At 56.7% G+C, this 16,072-nt stretch carries 12 protein-coding genes and 1 pseudogene; all 13 read left to right on the forward strand.

All coding sequences use genetic code 11. The features are described from left to right. Window positions 1-18 precede the first annotated feature (18 nt). The gene (locus FHW17_RS18505; protein ID WP_182510496.1) at window positions 19-795 is read left to right on the forward strand and encodes an ABC transporter permease; all 777 of its coding nucleotides are present in this window, start codon (window positions 19-21) and stop codon (window positions 793-795) included. Next, window positions 792-1,577 carry an ABC transporter ATP-binding protein gene (locus tag FHW17_RS18510; RefSeq protein WP_182510497.1) on the forward strand — a complete coding sequence of 262 codons (786 nt, stop codon included), beginning with the start codon at window positions 792-794 and terminating at the stop codon, window positions 1,575-1,577. Before FHW17_RS18505 ends, FHW17_RS18510 begins: the two co-directional genes overlap by 4 nt. 326 nt (window positions 1,578-1,903) lie before the next feature. Next, window positions 1,904-2,869 carry an aspartate carbamoyltransferase catalytic subunit gene (locus FHW17_RS18515; RefSeq protein ID WP_182510498.1) on the forward strand — a complete coding sequence of 322 codons (966 nt, stop codon included), beginning with the start codon at window positions 1,904-1,906 and terminating at the stop codon, window positions 2,867-2,869. After that, complete coding sequence (locus FHW17_RS18520; RefSeq protein WP_182510499.1) at window positions 2,866-4,152, forward strand: dihydroorotase; 1,287 nt, start codon at window positions 2,866-2,868, stop codon at window positions 4,150-4,152. The genes FHW17_RS18515 and FHW17_RS18520 overlap by 4 nt, the downstream gene beginning before the upstream one ends. 20 nt (window positions 4,153-4,172) lie before the next feature. Further along, the gene (gene plsY, locus FHW17_RS18525; protein WP_113097776.1) at window positions 4,173-4,781 is read left to right on the forward strand and encodes a glycerol-3-phosphate 1-O-acyltransferase PlsY; all 609 of its coding nucleotides are present in this window, start codon (window positions 4,173-4,175) and stop codon (window positions 4,779-4,781) included. Further along, window positions 4,781-5,561: pseudogene (locus FHW17_RS25255) on the forward strand (DNA-processing protein DprA); the annotation flags it as partial. The gene plsY and the pseudogene FHW17_RS25255, both read left to right, overlap by 1 nt. Window positions 5,562-5,762: 201 nt before the next feature. Then, the gene (locus FHW17_RS25260; RefSeq protein WP_246706911.1) at window positions 5,763-5,909 is read left to right on the forward strand and encodes a hypothetical protein; all 147 of its coding nucleotides are present in this window, start codon (window positions 5,763-5,765) and stop codon (window positions 5,907-5,909) included. A gap of 518 nt (window positions 5,910-6,427) precedes the next feature. Beyond that, window positions 6,428-9,043 (forward strand): type I DNA topoisomerase, encoded by a 2,616-nt coding sequence (topA, locus tag FHW17_RS18535; protein ID WP_112529958.1) that lies wholly within the window; start codon window positions 6,428-6,430, stop codon window positions 9,041-9,043. 23 nt (window positions 9,044-9,066) lie between these two features. Next, window positions 9,067-11,373, forward strand: a complete 2,307-nt coding sequence (gene rnr, locus FHW17_RS18540; RefSeq protein WP_348643759.1) for a ribonuclease R — start codon at window positions 9,067-9,069, stop codon at window positions 11,371-11,373. 3 nt (window positions 11,374-11,376) lie between these two features. Beyond that, window positions 11,377-11,808 carry a DUF983 domain-containing protein gene (locus FHW17_RS18545; protein ID WP_182510500.1) on the forward strand — a complete coding sequence of 144 codons (432 nt, stop codon included), beginning with the start codon at window positions 11,377-11,379 and terminating at the stop codon, window positions 11,806-11,808. A gap of 1 nt (window position 11,809) precedes the next feature. Further along, window positions 11,810-12,553, forward strand: coding sequence for an NUDIX hydrolase (locus FHW17_RS18550; protein ID WP_246706893.1), 744 nt, complete (start codon window positions 11,810-11,812; stop codon window positions 12,551-12,553). A gap of 8 nt (window positions 12,554-12,561) precedes the next feature. Next, window positions 12,562-13,731: an MFS transporter gene (locus FHW17_RS18555; protein WP_210275952.1), complete on the forward strand. Its 1,170-nt coding sequence runs from the start codon at window positions 12,562-12,564 to the stop codon at window positions 13,729-13,731. Window positions 13,732-14,221: 490 nt separating this feature from the next. Beyond that, on the forward strand, window positions 14,222-16,072 hold a 1,851-nt coding region (locus tag FHW17_RS18560; protein ID WP_182510501.1), incomplete at its 3' end, for a S8 family serine peptidase.

Below are 16,072 nucleotides of genomic sequence, written 5' to 3' on the forward strand. Positions count from 1 at the left end.
GATCTGATCGGGACACACATGGTTCAACCTCTCCAACCCATCAGGGCGTCGTCACGCATCCTGCTTGGCGTGCTCTTTTTTATTCTGTTCATCGCCGCATGGTCCGTGGCAACTTTTGGCGGTTTCGTGTCGAGTACTTTTCTTGCCGATCCCCTGACCATGCTGCATGATGGCTGGTTCCTGCTGTCCGAGCAGAATTTTCTTTATGATATCGGCATGACGATCTGGCGGGTTGTTGGCGGCTTTGTCATTGCAGCTATCATTGCCGTTCCGCTTGGTGTTGCCATGGGTGCATATAAGCCTGTTGAAGCGATGCTGGAGCCTTTTATTTCGTTCGCCCGCTATCTGCCAGCCTCGGCCTTCATCCCGCTGCTGATCCTGTGGGCCGGTATTGGCGAAATGCAGAAACTGCTGGTGATTTTCATCGGTGCCGTGTTCCAGATTATCCTGATGGTTGCGGTGGCCGTGGCCAATACGCGGCGCGATCTGGTGGAAGCCGCCTATACGCTTGGCGCCAATGATCGCGGCATCGTCAAGCGCGTGCTCATTCCGGCCAACGCGCCTGACATTGCCGAAACGCTGCGGCTGGTGCTTGGCTGGGCGTGGACCTATGTCATCGTCGCCGAAATGATCGGCGCCTCGTCCGGGATCGGTTATATGATCATCAACAGTCAGGCGCTGATGGCCACCGGGCAGATCATTTTCGGCATTATTGTTATTGGCGTGATCGGCCTCATCTCGGACTTCCTCTTCAAGTCCGTCAATCGCTGGCTTTTTGCCTGGAGGCTCGCATGAGTACGCTTGTTATCAAGGGCGTCAGCCGCATATTCCCCGGCGTGCATGGCGGCCAGCCAACGCAGGCGCTGCAACCGACAGACCTCACCGTCGCGCATAATGATTTCGTTTCGATTCTCGGCCCGTCGGGCTGCGGTAAGTCAACACTCCTGCGTATCGTTGCGGGGCTTGACCGGCCAACCAGCGGCACCGTCACGCTTGATGGGCAGGAGGTGAAAGGTCCGGGTGCCGATCGCGGCGTGGTGTTCCAGTCCTATACGCTGTTTCCGTGGCTGACGATTGAGCAGAATATCGGCTTTGGCCTGCGTGAACGCGGTGTTGGCGAGAAGGAAAAGAGCGAGATCGTCGCCTCCTATATCGACAAGGTGGGTCTGCGCGGTTTTGAGAACCACTGGCCAAAACAGCTTTCCGGCGGCATGCAGCAGCGCACGGCGATTGCCCGGGCGCTGGCCAACAATCCAAAGATCCTGTTGCTCGACGAGCCTTTTGGTGCGCTTGATAATCAGACCCGCGGGCTGATGCAGGAGCTTCTGCTCGGCATCTGGGAACACGAGCAGAAAACCGTGATTTTTGTTACGCATGATATTGAAGAAGCAATCTTCATGGCCTCGCGGGTCGTGACGATGTCCGCACGTCCGGGCCGGATCAAATCCATCTTGCCGGTACCGCTTGGTCATCCCAGACATTATACGGTGAAGGCAAGCCCTGAATTTACCGAGATGCGGTTGAAACTGACAGAGGAAATCCGCAGCGAGGCAATACTGGCTGCGGAAGCGCATTAGATATTGTTGTATATGGGTGGTGGGTGGTGGATGGTGCGTGGTTCGACAAGCTCACCATGAGGGAGAGCGTGGATGAACGATAATCGCAAAGATTGCAGATCAAAGGCAACGCACCAACGCTGCAGAACTTGGCTCCCTGCAATCACCCCAACGCCCTCATCCTGAGCCTGTCGAAGGGCGCAAAAATGGTTCTGCAAACCGCATCGGTGCGTGGTTCGACAAGCACACCACAATCATGGAACCAAGGATTTTATTGGGGAACATGGCTGGATATGATGTCAGGCGCTTGCGGGGCGGCGGCATCGAGCCTATAGGGGGGACTTGATATGACATCAAAAGCGCTCCCCCTCCTGTTTCCCCACCGCCATTTGCTTGGCATCAAGAACCTTTCCCCTGAGGACATCAATATTCTTCTCGACCTTGCCGACAGCGAGATTGCTGTTTCGCGTCAGTCGGAGAAGAAAAAGAGTGTTTTGCGCGGGCGAACGCAGATCAATCTGTTCTTCGAGGCATCGACCCGAACACAGTCATCCTTCGAGCTTGCGGGAAAGCGGCTCGGGGCTGATGTGATGAACATGTCTGTTGGCAATTCCTCGGTGAAAAAGGGCGAAACGCTGATCGATACGGCCATGACGCTCAATGCGATGCGGCCGGATATCCTGATTATCAGGCATAGTTCCGCCGGTGCTGCGGCGCTGCTGGCGCAGAAGGTGGGATGTTCCGTGGTGAATGCCGGTGATGGCGCGCATGAACATCCAACACAGGCCCTGCTTGATGCACTGACGATCCGGCGCGCCAAGGGCAAGGTGGCGCGGCTGATCGTGGCCATTTGCGGCGATGTGCTGCATTCGCGCGTAGCCCGCTCCAACATTCTGCTGCTGAATGCGCTGGGTGCGCGGGTGCGGGTGATTGCCCCTTCCACGCTGCTGCCGGCAGGCATCAGCCAGATGGGTGTCGAGGTATTCAACTCGATGGAAGAAGGTCTGAAAGACGCCGACGTGGTGATGATGCTGCGCCTGCAGCGCGAGCGTATGGCGGGTGCCTTCGTGCCGTCGGTGCGTGAATATTTCCACTATCACGGTCTTGATCGCGAAAAGCTCAAACATGCCAAGCCCGATGCGCTGGTCATGCACCCCGGACCAATGAACCGGGGCGTCGAAATTGCCTCGGATGTGGCCGACGGCTCACAGAGTGTTATTCAGGAACAGGTTGAGATGGGTGTTGCCGTGCGCATGGCTGTCATGGAAGCGCTGCTTGATCCGCGCCGCAACGCGGAAGGAGTGGCAGAATGAGCACGACTGTTCTGCACAATATCCGGATTGTCGATCCATCCCGCAATCTGGATGAAACCGGCACCGTGATCGTAAAAGATGGCGTTATTATCGCCAGTGGTTCCGACGCCCGCAATCAGGGTACGCCCGAAGGTGCTACCGTCACCGACTGCACCGGCAAGACGGTGTTGCCGGGCCTTGTCGATGCCCGTGTGTTTATTGGCGAACCCGGTGCCGAACACCGCGAGACCATTGCATCCGCCAGCCATGCGGCAGCAGCTGGTGGCGTAACCTCCATCATCATGATGCCCGATACCGATCCGGTGATCGACAATGTGGCCCTCGTCGAGTTTGTGCGCCGCACCGCGCGCGATACGGCTGTGGTCAATGTCTATCCGGCAGCGGCTGTCACCAAGGGTCTGCACGGCGAAGAAATGACCGAAATCGGCCTTTTGCGCGCCGCCGGTGCTGTTGCCATTACCGAAGGACGCAACTCCATCGCCAATACGCAATTGCTGCGCCGCGCCCTCACCTATGCGCGCGATTTCGGGGTTGTGCTCTCGCATGAAACACAGGACCCCTATCTCGGGATCACAGGTGTGATGAATGAAGGGCTTTATGCCAGTTGGCTCGGTCTTTCCGGCAGCCCGCGCGAAGCGGAAGTTATACCGCTCGAACGCGATCTACGGCTGGCGGCCCTGACAAAGGGTGCCTATCACGCGGCGCAGATATCGACGGCCATGTCAGCCGACGTGGTGGCACGCGCCAAGCAGAACGGCATCAATGCCACGGCCGCCGTTTCCATCAATCATCTTTCACTCAATGAAAACGATATTGGCGAATTCCGCACCTTCTTCCGCCTGCAGCCACCGCTGCGGCTCGAGGAAGACCGGCTTGCCATGGTCGAGGCGCTACGCAACGGCACCATCGATATTATCGTATCATCGCACGATCCGCAGGATGTCGACACCAAACGCCTGCCTTTCGCCGATGCGGCGGCTGGCGCCATTGGCCTTGAAACCCTTTTGGGCGCGGCTTTGCGGCTTTATCACAATGGCGATGTGCCGCTGATCCGCATTGTCGAGGCGCTGTCGAGCGGACCGGCCAAAATCTTTGGTCTGGACGCAGGCACACTCAAGCCCGGCGCCCAAGCGGATATGACCATAGTCGATCTTGACGAGCCATGGATTGTGAAGGAAGAAGATTTACGATCACGCTCCAAGAATAGCTGCTTTGAAAGCGCACGTTTTCAGGGCCGGGTTGTTGAGACGTTTGTGGCAGGAAAGTCTGTTTTCAGCATCTAAGGACCGAACCGGGGAAGAACATGGCGGATTTCATCAATGGGCAGGCAGGATATCTTTTTGCCGCGCTGGTTCTTGGCTATCTGCTCGGCTCCATCCCGTTTGGCCTGATCCTGACACGGCTTGCCGGGCTTGGTGATGTGCGCAGCATCGGTTCGGGTAATATTGGCGCAACCAATGTGCTACGAACCGGCAACAAGAAACTCGCCGCGGCAACGCTTTTGCTCGATATGTTCAAGGGCACTGCCGCCGTGCTCATCGCTGGCGTGATCAGTCCGCAGGCGGCGATTGTCGCCGGTCTTGGTGCTTTCCTCGGCCATATCTTTCCTGTCTGGCTGAAATTCAAGGGTGGCAAAGGCGTTGCAACCTATCTCGGCGTTCTCATCGGCCTCGTCTGGCAAGTGGCGCTGATCTTCGCTGCCATCTGGCTGATCATTGCCTATGCAACCCGCTATTCCTCGCTTTCCGCGCTGATTGCCGCCATCATCAGCCCTATTGCGCTCTATTTCATGGGCTATCATCAGATCGCCCTGCTCTTTGTTATTCTGACAGTCATTGTATTTATCAAGCACCGTGAGAATATTCAGCGCCTGCTTGCCGGAACCGAAGGAAAGATCGGGTCCAAGGGATGATGGAAGATCAGAAGGGCATCCGCCTTTCTGACAGTCAGCGGCTCAGCTGGCTTCGGCTGATCCGCAGTGAAAATGTCGGCCCCGTTACTTTTCGTCATCTGATCGCCCATTATGGTTCGGCCACGGACGCGCTTGAAATGCTGCCGGAACTCGTCCGGCGTGGCGGTGGCCGCCGCCCCATCAAGATTGCAAGTCTTGGCGATGCCGAGCGCGAAATGGCGATAGCTGCGCGCATGGGTGCGGTTTTCGTCGGAATTGGCGAGCCTGACTACCCGCGAACCCTACGCCAATCTGATAATCCGCCGCCGTTGGTCGCAATCAAAGGTGATCCTGATGTGTTTCGCCTGCCCGCCGTGGCCATTGTCGGCGCGCGCAATGCATCGCTGGTCGGAATAAAATTTGCACGGATCATCGCGCGGGAGCTGGGCGAAGCGGGTTATGCCGTGATCTCCGGCCTTGCGCGTGGAATAGACAGGGCGGCGCATGAGGCGAGCCTCGACAGCGGGACGGTTGCCGTGATGGCAGGCGGTCTCGACAAGCCCTACCCGCCGGATAATCTCGAACTCTTCAAGGCAATCCCGCAACGTCGCGGCGCTGTCATCAGTGAGATGCCATTCGGCTGGGAACCGCGCGCGGGATTTTCCACGCCGCAACAGGATCATTGCGGCGCTCTCTCTGGGGCTTCTCGTGGTTGAGGCAGCCGAGCGATCAGGATCGCTGATCAGTGCCCGGTTTGCCGGAGAACTTGGCCGTCTCGTCTTTGCCATTCCTGGTTCCCCACTTGATCCAAGGGCAAAGGGCACCAATGCGCTGTTGAAAAACGGCGCGATCCTGGTCACAGAAACATCTGACATTTTATCGGCCATCAGTCCGCTTCTGGATCGTCCCGGTCTCGACGACACGGCTTTTCTCGCTCCAGAAGCAGATTTTCCGGCCATTGCTCAGCCCAATGAAACAGACCGTGACCGCGTCATCACATTGTTGGGTCCTGCACCCGTTGATGTTGATGAGCTTATCAGGACAAGCGGGATACATCCCGCTGCCATGAGCCTGATTCTGCTTGAATTGGACCTGGCCGGACGCCTGCAACGCCACTCAGGGGGATATGTTTCTCTTCTTTATGGATGAAACAGTGTTCGTTTCCTTGGCCATAAGATCGTTACTTTCAATGTAGGCAATCTCGATCAGATAGGCCAACATATCCAAGTCATTCAACTTGGCCATGCTCCGTAACTCGCCTAACATCTGCTGAATATATCTAATGTTTTCGGTCCGACTGAATTTATTTTCACTCATGACTTCGTCCTTAAATACGCATTTATACTGAAATTTGTCTAATTATATTATGCAGTTCTTTAATCCCGCGGATTTGACAGTTTGCCAGTCTGAACCTCCACAAAATCAATCAAATAGTGATTCGCCTTCTCAAAAAAGGCAGGACTCGCTGCCATTCTCAATATAGCGCCGAAGTCATGAGAAAAATATCATTAATTGTATTATTTCAAATAGCAACTTTAAGTTGCATTTAACGATTTTTCACGCGTAGGCCTTGACGTTCCGAGCAAGCCTGTTCATTTCACAGACCTGTTTCGAAGTGAAAACTGTGCTTTTGTAATGTGACAAGAGCAGGAAAGCTCAATTGAATAATGAACGTTGTCGTCGTCGAATCGCCCGCCAAGGCTAAAACAATCAACAAATATCTGGGTTCAGGCTTTACGGTTCTGGCCTCGTTTGGTCACGTCCGTGATCTGCCCGCCAAGGATGGCTCGGTTCGGCCTGATGAAGATTTCGCCATGTCATGGGAAGTCGACGGTGCATCGGCCAAACGTCTGGGCGATATCGTCAAGGCATTGAAGGACAGTGACGGCCTTATTCTGGCAACCGATCCGGATCGCGAGGGTGAAGCCATCTCCTGGCACGTTCTGGAAGTGCTGCGGCAGAAAAAGGCGATTGGCGCCAAGCCGGTCAAACGGGTGGTGTTCAACGCGATCACCAAGAATGCTGTGCTGGATGCAATGGCGAACCCGCGCGACATTGATATGCCGCTGGTGGATGCCTATCTTGCCCGCCGTGCGCTCGACTATCTTTTCGGCTTTACGCTTTCGCCGGTGCTCTGGCGCAAATTGCCCGGCGCCCGTTCGGCTGGCCGCGTGCAATCGGTCGCGCTGCGTCTGGTTGCGGACCGCGAATCCGAAATCGAACGGTTCGTGCGCGAAGAATACTGGAATATTGCGGCCCTATTGAAGACACCGCGCAATGACGGTTTTGAAGCGCGGCTTGTTTCCGTGGATGGAAAGAAGCTTGGCAAACTTGACATCCAGAATGCCGAACAGGCCGGTTCAATCCGCACCATGCTTGAAGGCGCAAGTTTCAGGGCGGCAACGGTTGAAGCCAAGCCGACAAAGCGCAATCCCGGCCCGCCCTTCACCACATCGACATTGCAGCAGGCTGCATCGGGCCAGCTCGGATTTTCGGCAACCCGAACCATGCAGATTGCCCAGCGCCTCTATGAAGGTATGGATCTTGGCGGCGAAACGGCCGGTCTGATCACCTATATGCGTACCGATGGTGTGCAGATGGCACCGGAAGCTGTTGAGGCTGCACGCGCCACAATCGGCAAGGTTTTCGGCGAGAAATACGTGCCTGACAAACCGCGTTATTACTCCACAAAAGCCAAAAACGCCCAGGAAGCCCACGAAGCTGTCCGTCCGACGGATTTTAACCGCCATCCAAAAGATGTGCGCCAGTTCCTTGATGCGGATCAGGCACGGCTCTATGAGCTGATCTGGAAGCGCGCCATCGCCAGTCAGATGCAGTCGGCCGATATCGAACGGACCACCGTTGAAATAGACGCGCAGAACGGTTCACGCGCGGCGCAATTGCGGGCCACCGGTTCCGTGGTGAGATTTGACGGTTTCCTCGGTGCCTATGTGGATCACCGCGAGGAAGAGGAAGTCGATGAGGACGGTGCCCGTCTTCCCGAAATCCGTGCAGGGGAAGCCCTCGCCCGCGAAAAAATCAATGCGACCCAGCATTCGACAGAACCACCGCCGCGCTATTCGGAAGCCACGCTGATCAAAAAGATGGAAGAGATCGGCATTGGCCGCCCTTCCACCTATACGGCCATTTTGAAGACTCTCGTCGACCGCGAATATGTCGTCGTGGACAAGCGCAAGCTGATCCCGGAGACGAAGGGTCGCCTGCTGACGGCATTCCTTGAAAGCTTCTTCAAGCGTTATGTCGAATTTGATTTCACTGCAGGTCTTGAAGAAAAGCTCGACGAGATTTCCGATGGCAAGCTGAAATGGAAGGATGTTCTGCGTGACTTCTGGACCGATTTCTTCGGCTCCGTCGATGGCATCAAGGAACTCCGGGTCACGAATGTTCTCGATGCACTGAATGATCAGCTCGGCCCGCTCGTCTTCCCACCACGGGAAGATGGCGGTGATCCGCGCATCTGTCAGGTATGCGGAACGGGCACATTGTCGCTGAAACTCGGCAAATACGGCGCCTTTGTCGGCTGCTCCAACTATCCTGAATGCAAGTTCACCCGCCAGCTTGGCGGCGGTGAAGCGGCGAGTGAAAATGGCAATGGCGATGAGCCGAAGGTTCTCGGCAAGGACCCTTACACGGACGAAGATGTGACCGTGCGCAGTGGCCGTTTTGGACCTTATGTCCAGCGCGGCGACGGCAAGGAAGCCAAGCGCGCCAGCCTGCCGAAAGGCTGGACCATCGAAAGCACGGATCATGAGAAGGCGCTGGCGCTTTTATCATTGCCGCGCGATGTGGGTCAGCATCCGGAGAGCACCAAGATGATTTCCGCCGGTATCGGCCGCTATGGCCCATACCTTTCCCATGATGGCACCTATGCCAATCTGGAAAGCATCGAGGATGTGTTCTCCATCGGTCTCAACCGCGCCGTAACTGTACTGGCTGAAAAGCTGGCGAAGGGTCCGGGACGCGGACGCGGCACACCGGCGGCGCTGAAAGATCTGGGTGAACATCCCGATGGCGGCCCGATCACGGTGCGCGATGGCAAGTATGGTCCCTATGTCAATTGGGGCAAGGTCAATGCAACCCTGCCGAAGGGCAAGGACCCGGCAACTGTGACGGTGGAAGAAGCTTTGCTTCTCATCACCGAGAAAGCCGGAGCCAAGGGCGGGAAGAAAGCCCCTGCCCGCAAGGCAGCGGCGAAAAAGCCCGCTGCGAAGAAACCGGCAGCCAAGAAAGCTGCACCGAAAAAAGCAACGAAAGCAAGTTAAGGACATATCGATTGGCACGCCGTATCTCTCCACCCAAAGGAAAAAAGCGGCCTGCCAGTTCCGCAAGCTCCGACCGCGAGCCCTATCTGCCCAGCCGCGACGAGATTCTCCAGTTCATCAAGGAGAATCCTGATCGTGCGGGCAAGCGCGATATTGCCAAGGCCTTCAATCTCAAGGGCGACGCTCGCATCGGCCTCAAAGATATTCTGCGTGATCTGGCCGATGACGGCCTTGTCGAGAAGCGGGCAAAGCGCCTTGCTGTGCCCGGCAGTCTGCCGAGCGTTGCGGTACTCGATATTACTGGCCGCGATGGCGATGGCGGCCTGATTGCCAAACCGGCTGAATGGCCAGCCGATCATGAAGATCGCCCGCCAACCGTCTTCATCCGCGCCTCGCGCAACCAGAAGGGCCCGACACCCGGCGTCGGCGACCGCGTTCTTGCCCGCATCTTCGTCGGAGCTGATCCGAGCGGTCCGGCCTATACGGCGCGCGTTATCAAGCGCATCGAACATCGCAAGGATGCGGTGCTTGGTGTGCTGCGTCATCTCGACAATGGTGAATGGCGCATCGAACCTGTCGAGCGGCGGCAGGCGGAGCTATCAGTCGATCCCACCCAGCTGAACAATGCCAAGGCCAACGATCTGGTCGAAGTGGAAGTGACCAAGATTGGCCGTTACGGGCTGGCGCTCGCCAGGATCAGCCAGATCATCGGCTCGGTGGCCAGCGAACGCGCCTTGTCGATGATCGCCATCCACGAGCATGAAATCCCCCATGTCTTCCCCGACAGCGTGACCGAAGAAGCCGACAAAGCCAAACCGGCAACCATGGCGCACCGCGAGGACTGGCGGCATGTCCCGCTCGTCACCATTGATCCGGCTGATGCCAAGGACCATGACGACGCCGTCTATGCGGAGCCTGACACTGACGAAAACAACCCCGGCGGCTTTATTGCCACCGTCGCCATTGCCGACGTTGCTGCCTATGTGACACCCGGATCAGCGCTCGACCGTGAAGCGCTCAAACGCGGTAATTCGGTCTATTTCCCTGATCGTGTCGTGCCCATGCTACCGGAGCGCATTTCCAACGATCTGTGCTCGCTGAAGGAACTGGTCGACCGCCCTGCGCTTGCCGTGCGCATGACCTTCGGCGCCAATGGGCGCAAGATTTCGCACACCTTCCACCGCATCATGATGCGCTCCCACGCGCGGCTGTCCTATCCGCAGGCACAGGCGGCGATAGACGGCGCAACGGATGAGAAGACAGCTCCGATCCTCGAGAGCATCCTGAAGCCCGTATGGGCCGCCTATACGGTACTGAAACGCGGACGCGATGCCCGGGAGCCACTGGAACTCGACCTGCCGGAAAAGAAAATCCTGCTGACGCCTGATGGCAAGGTCGACAAGGTGGTGGTCCCTGCCCGCCTCGATGCGCATAAGCTCATCGAAGAATTCATGATTCAGGCCAATGTTGCCGCCGCCGAAACGCTGGAGCGCAAGCGCCAGCCGCTGATTTTCCGCATCCATGATGCGCCGTCGCTGGCCAAGCAGGAAATATTGCGTGAATTCCTGCGCACGCTCGACATTTCGCTGGCGCGCGGTGCGGAACTGCGCCCGAACCAGTTCAACCACATCCTCAAGCGCGTTGAAGGCAGCGAGCAGCAGGAACTGGTCAATCAGGTGGTGCTGCGCTCGCAATCGCAGGCGGAGTACAATCCTGAGAATATTGGCCACTTCGGGCTGAACCTGCAGAAATATGCGCATTTCACCTCGCCGATCCGCCGTTATGCCGATTTGATCGTCCACCGCGCGCTGATTACGGCGCTGGGGCTTGGACCTGACGGCATTACCCACAAGGAAGAGGAAGATCTGCCTGAAATCGCCGCGCTGATTTCCACCTCCGAACGGCGCGCCATGGCGGCGGAACGCGACACGGTTGACCGGCTGATCGCCCATCACCTTGCCGGACAGGTCGGCAGCAGCTTTCAGGGCCGTATATCGGGTGTTACCAAGGCTGGCCTCTTCGTTGCCCTTGCGACATATGGTGCCGATGGCTTTATTCCCATTTCAACCCTGGGTGATGATTACTATCTTTACGATGAAACCAACCATGCCCTTTCGGGCGAGCGAAGCGGCAAAGGCTTCCGGATGGGCGATGTCGTCGAGGTCCGCCTGATCGAAGCTCTGCCGGTTGCCGGTGCATTGCGGTTCGAGATGTTGACCGAACCGCACGCTGTTCCCAGCGGTGTACGCTCACACCACAAGGCCAAGCGTTTTGCACGTGGAAACCAGAAGCGTCCCGGCGGGTTTTCCCGCGGCAGGCGAAAAGGATAAGGAATGACGGAGCAGATTTTTGGCGCGGATACCGCACCGGCAAGGCCCAGACGCCTTGTGGGTCAGGCCATGTGGCGCGGTTTTCGCAGCCGCTGCCCCCATTGCGGTGAAGGCAAGCTATTCCGCGCCTTCGTCAAATCCGTTGATCGCTGCGCCGTCTGCGGCGAAGACTATACCCACCAGCAAGCCGATGATTTTCCCGCATATATTACCATCACAATTGTAGGTCATATTGTGCTGGGCGGATTCCTTGCCGTGGAAACGCTCATCCTGCTTTCGAGCTGGGTGCATCTGGCAATCTGGGCGCCGCTGACGGTGCTCCTGTCGCTCGCCCTGCTCCAACCCATCAAGGGCGCGATTATTGGATTGCAATGGGCCAATTACATGCATGGTTTCGGCGGCGAAACCGATGAACTGGAACCGCCGGAACGGTGACATGATGGCATTGAGTGACCTCGACAAATCTGCAAATGACAAGGCGGGATCGGCAACTGCCCGTTTGCGGCCGCGTGATGCCGCCTCGCTTCTGATCATCGACCGTTCGGGCAAGGATTTGCGCATTCTGATGGGTCGCCGCCATATGCGCCACGTTTTCATGCCGGGTAAATTCGTCTTTCCGGGCGGGCGCACCGAACGGGCTGATGGACGCATTGCCGTCACCAGCGAATTGACCCCCTCTGACGAAGCCAAGCTGCTTCTGGGCATGGGCACGCGCCCCAGCGCCCAGCGTTGCCGGGCGCTTGCCCTGTCCGCCATCCGCGAAACCTATGAGGAAGCCGGTCTTCTGCTTGGCAAACATGTTGCCGCCGCATCCATCGGCCATCCGGATTGGGCGGCCTTTGCCGAGCGCAGGATTTTGCCCGATCTTTCCGCCATCCGCTATTTTGCCCGCGCCACCACCCCGCCCGGTCGCACGCGCCGGTTCGATACCCGATTTTTCATGACGTTTCGCGAAGCGGTGGCCGACAGCCTGCCCGAAGGCACCGGCCCCTCGCAGGAGCTGGAAGAACTCTGCTGGTTGCCATTTGACGAGGCGCTGAAACTCGACATTCCGACAATCACCCGCGCCATCATTCAGGAAGCGCAGGCACTGCTGGAAACCAACTCGGCGCTGCAACCCGGCCATTCCGTCGTTCAATATGCCATGAAATACGGGCGCTTCGTCCGAGAGGTTTTCTAGTGGATTCCCTGCAGCAGACACCGGACCATATTGTGGTCCGGTCTTCGTGGCGCGCGCTGGTTGCGGCCATCGCAACCATCAGCGCCGTCGGCGTCGCCATCGGCCTTGGCATTCCGCTGCTCAGCGTCATTCTGGAAAGCCGCGGCCATTCCGCCACGATGATCGGGCTTAACGCTGCCGTTGCAGGCATTGCCTCGATTATCGCAGCCCCCTTTGCCGCCTCCATCGCCGCGCGGCTCGGGGTTGTGCCCACCTTGCTGGTCATGCTTCTGATCGGCGCCTGTTCTTTCTTCGGCTTCTATGTCTTCAGTGATTTCTGGGTCTGGGTCATCTTGCGCGTTTTCCTGCATTTTGCCCTGACTGTTCTGTTCATCCTGTCGGAATACTGGATCAACACGGCCGCGCCGCCGGAAAAGCGCGGGCTGGTGCTTGGCGTTTACGCAACCGTCCTGTCGCTCGGCTTTGCGCTTGGGCCATGGCTGTTTTCGCGCATCGGCAGCACCGGTATCACGCCCTTTGCGGTCGGCTTTGGCATCATTATTTTTGCCATGCTCCCCGTGCTTCTCGCGTGGAAGGAAAGCCCTGATTTCCACGAGGAAGAACACGTTCCCTTCGCACCCTTCATCTGGGCGGTGCCAACGGCGACGGCTGCCGTCTTCGTCTTCGGCGCGGTGGAAACCGGCGGCTTTGCCCTCTTCCCGGTTTATGGCGCGCGCATCGGCTATTCGGAAGCACATGCCGCCCTGCTCCTGACCACCATCGGCCTTGGCAATGTGCTGATGCAGATCCCGATCGGGCTTTTGAGCGACCATGTGCAGGACCGTCGCAAGATCCTCCTCGTCTGCGCCCTCGTCGGCCTTGCGGGCATGTGCGTCCTGCCCTTCATTACCGGCAACTGGTATCTGGTGGCAGGGCTGTTCTTCATCTGGGGCGGCGTGGTTGCAGGGCTTTATACGGTCGGCCTTGCCCATCTCGGCTCGCAACTGACAGGGCGTGAACTCGCCTCGGCCAATGCGGCTTTCGTGTTTTGCTATGCCGTCGGCATGCTTGTTGGCCCGCAGGCGCTTGGCCTCGGCATGGATGCCATGGGGCCCAGCGGATTTGCCATTTCACTGGCGGTGTTTTTCGCCGCCTATGCGCTGCTGGTGGGGTCGAGGCTGATCAGCCGGCGGAGTTAGATTGCCCGATAACATGGCCCGCCAGGCCATGCGCTATTGAAACGAACCATCTTCAATTGCACCGGAGTGCCTATTACAACTGCAAATAGGCAAATTTTGTTGCTTCAGTGCCACAGAGGCTGAAAATGCCGTACAAAACGCCGATATTAGCTTGACGACTCGGCACATTCGTCACTCCCTTACAGCATATTGAATATTATCGACTTTATTTACTGCCTGATATTTCAAATATTAATTATGTTGGGAACCATATTTCATGTCTTTTCACGCCACAGATGCGGGTTTTTCCGCACGGACTATTCGCCTTTCCACTTTTCGCAAGCATTTGATGAGCAGCGTTTGTGCTGCGTTGATTATCGCTGCCGCCGGGCCGAGTGCCCATGCACAGCAGGCGCCGGCCAAGTATTTCAATGCCGATGGCAGCAGGACCAATGATCTGGAGAAGGCAGCCGCAAGCTGGCGCACGCCGGAGTTTTTAAAAGATCACGCCTTGGCAGACGTAAAGGCGGAATACGCCTATGCCCATGGCATCACTGGTAAGGGTATTAAAATTGGCGAGGTGGACTCCGGTATTCTTGCCAATCACCCACAATTGCAGGGCCAGTTTACGCCATTAAAGGTCGAGGGAACCTACGGTCTAGATGGGGACAGATATGAGAAAGAAGAGGCGGGTAAGTGGAACTGGAAGAACGGAGAAAAATTTTCCGTTTCAGGAAATTACGATCCACTCATCAATGACAGTCACGGCACCGCTGCTGCTGGTGAGATGGTAGGCAGGCGCGATGGGCTGGAAATGCATGGAATCGCCTTTGATGCACATCTCTATTCGGCCAATTCCGGCGGGACAGACATGACGATTTTTGGACCTGCCGTTGACTATGAGTATTTCAAAGAGGCCTATGCGGTGCTTTCCCGCAACGCTGTGCGCGTTGTAAATTCCAGTTGGGGGCAAGAATCAGAAAAATCCGGAAACTACGGCACCCTTGCAGGTACGACGAGGCTCCATTCTCTGTTTTCTGGAAAAAAGACATTTCTCGATGCAGCGACAGAAGTCTCGCAACAATACGGCACTATTCAGGTCTGGGCGAATGGCAACGAGGAAAGAGACAACCCCCGCGCCGTCTCGACCTTGCCCTATCTCAAACCTGAAATTGAGAAATACTGGATTGGCGTTACGGGTGTCGATAAGGATGGAAAATCACATTATGATCGGTGCGGTATTGCAAAATATTGGTGCATGGCCGGTCCAACTATTGATATCTATAGCACCTCAGTCGGTCGGAATGGCAACACCTATGACCTTGGGCATGGAAAGCCTGATGATAAGATAACAGCTGGGTATACGCCCGTATATAATGGCACGTCTGCCGCAGCGCCAAATGTGACCGCATCACTGGCTCTCGTGATGCAACGCTTTCCGTACCTCGATAACAGCCAAGCCCGTAATCTGCTCTTCACCACAGCGACGCACTTGACCGATGAGCGGGTTACCAATGACAATCCTAATGTACCGAATGATGTATTCGGTTGGGGTAGACCAAACCTTGAAAAGGCCATGAAAGGCCCAAGCCAATTTCTGGGCCGTGTTGAAGCCAATCTGAGCACCGGCGAGAATGATACATGGAGCAATGATATCTCGCAGGTCGCACTCGATCAGCGCAAGAGGGAAGAAACGGATGACGCCGCTGATTGGACCAAACGGAAAAATAATGGGGGTTGGTCCGGCTCTCTTAGAGACGGTCAATTGGAAACGGCTGTCAATCCACAACGAAACACTGCGCCCGAATTGATAAAGTCATTAGCGCAAGCGATAGGCACCGGCAACTTTGCAAAAGAGCAGTCTGCCATTTACAAGAATGAGACCGCAGGGAGCGTCTTTCAGCGGCTTCTCAGCAAAACGACATATGGAAAATTTCTATCGCTGCTGTCTAAGCCAATTAATCTTTGGGCCGCTAAAACGACTGCCGCTCAACTGAGCGATTTGCTCAAGGGGCCTGATTTCGTAATTCTGGACAGCGATATTGCCGAAGGAAAAAAAGCTCTGCAATTAGAATACGCCTTGATGGAGAATACGCGTGTTCCCTACCTCGCCAAGAAACTTGCCGATCCATCCGCTTATCTCGGCGGGTTGACGAAATCCGGTGCCGGGTCATTGTGGCTGACGGGGAAGAATACTTATCGCGGTGACACCATCGTCAATGGCGGCGAGCTTGGCATTGGTGCAGGCGGTTCGATCATCTCGGCCTCCATCATCAACAATACAGGGCTTTTGACCGTCGATGGCAAGACGGCGGCTGTGACCGCAAATCCCGGCGGCCGATTGAAGGTCAATGCTCCGGGT

Origin of the sequence: Phyllobacterium sp. P30BS-XVII (assembly GCF_014138335.1) — a bacterium.
In the GTDB taxonomy this organism is placed as follows: domain Bacteria; phylum Pseudomonadota; class Alphaproteobacteria; order Rhizobiales; family Rhizobiaceae; genus Phyllobacterium; species Phyllobacterium meliloti.

Bases quoted from the DNA above. Each gene is read 5' to 3' on its own strand.
- plsY (WP_113097776.1), top strand. From the start codon at position 4,173: ATGGCGGATTTCATCAATGGGCAGGCAGGATATCTTTTTGCCGCGCTG.
- FHW17_RS18505 (WP_182510496.1), top strand. From the start codon at position 19: ATGGTTCAACCTCTCCAACCCATCAGGGCGTCGTCACGCATCCTGCTT.
- topA (WP_112529958.1), top strand. From the start codon at position 6,428: ATGAACGTTGTCGTCGTCGAATCGCCCGCCAAGGCTAAAACAATCAAC.
- FHW17_RS18510 (WP_182510497.1), top strand. From the start codon at position 792: ATGAGTACGCTTGTTATCAAGGGCGTCAGCCGCATATTCCCCGGCGTG.
- FHW17_RS18550 (WP_246706893.1), top strand. From the start codon at position 11,810: ATGATGGCATTGAGTGACCTCGACAAATCTGCAAATGACAAGGCGGGA.
- FHW17_RS18515 (WP_182510498.1), top strand. From the start codon at position 1,904: ATGACATCAAAAGCGCTCCCCCTCCTGTTTCCCCACCGCCATTTGCTT.
- FHW17_RS18545 (WP_182510500.1), top strand. From the start codon at position 11,377: ATGACGGAGCAGATTTTTGGCGCGGATACCGCACCGGCAAGGCCCAGA.
- FHW17_RS18520 (WP_182510499.1), top strand. From the start codon at position 2,866: ATGAGCACGACTGTTCTGCACAATATCCGGATTGTCGATCCATCCCGC.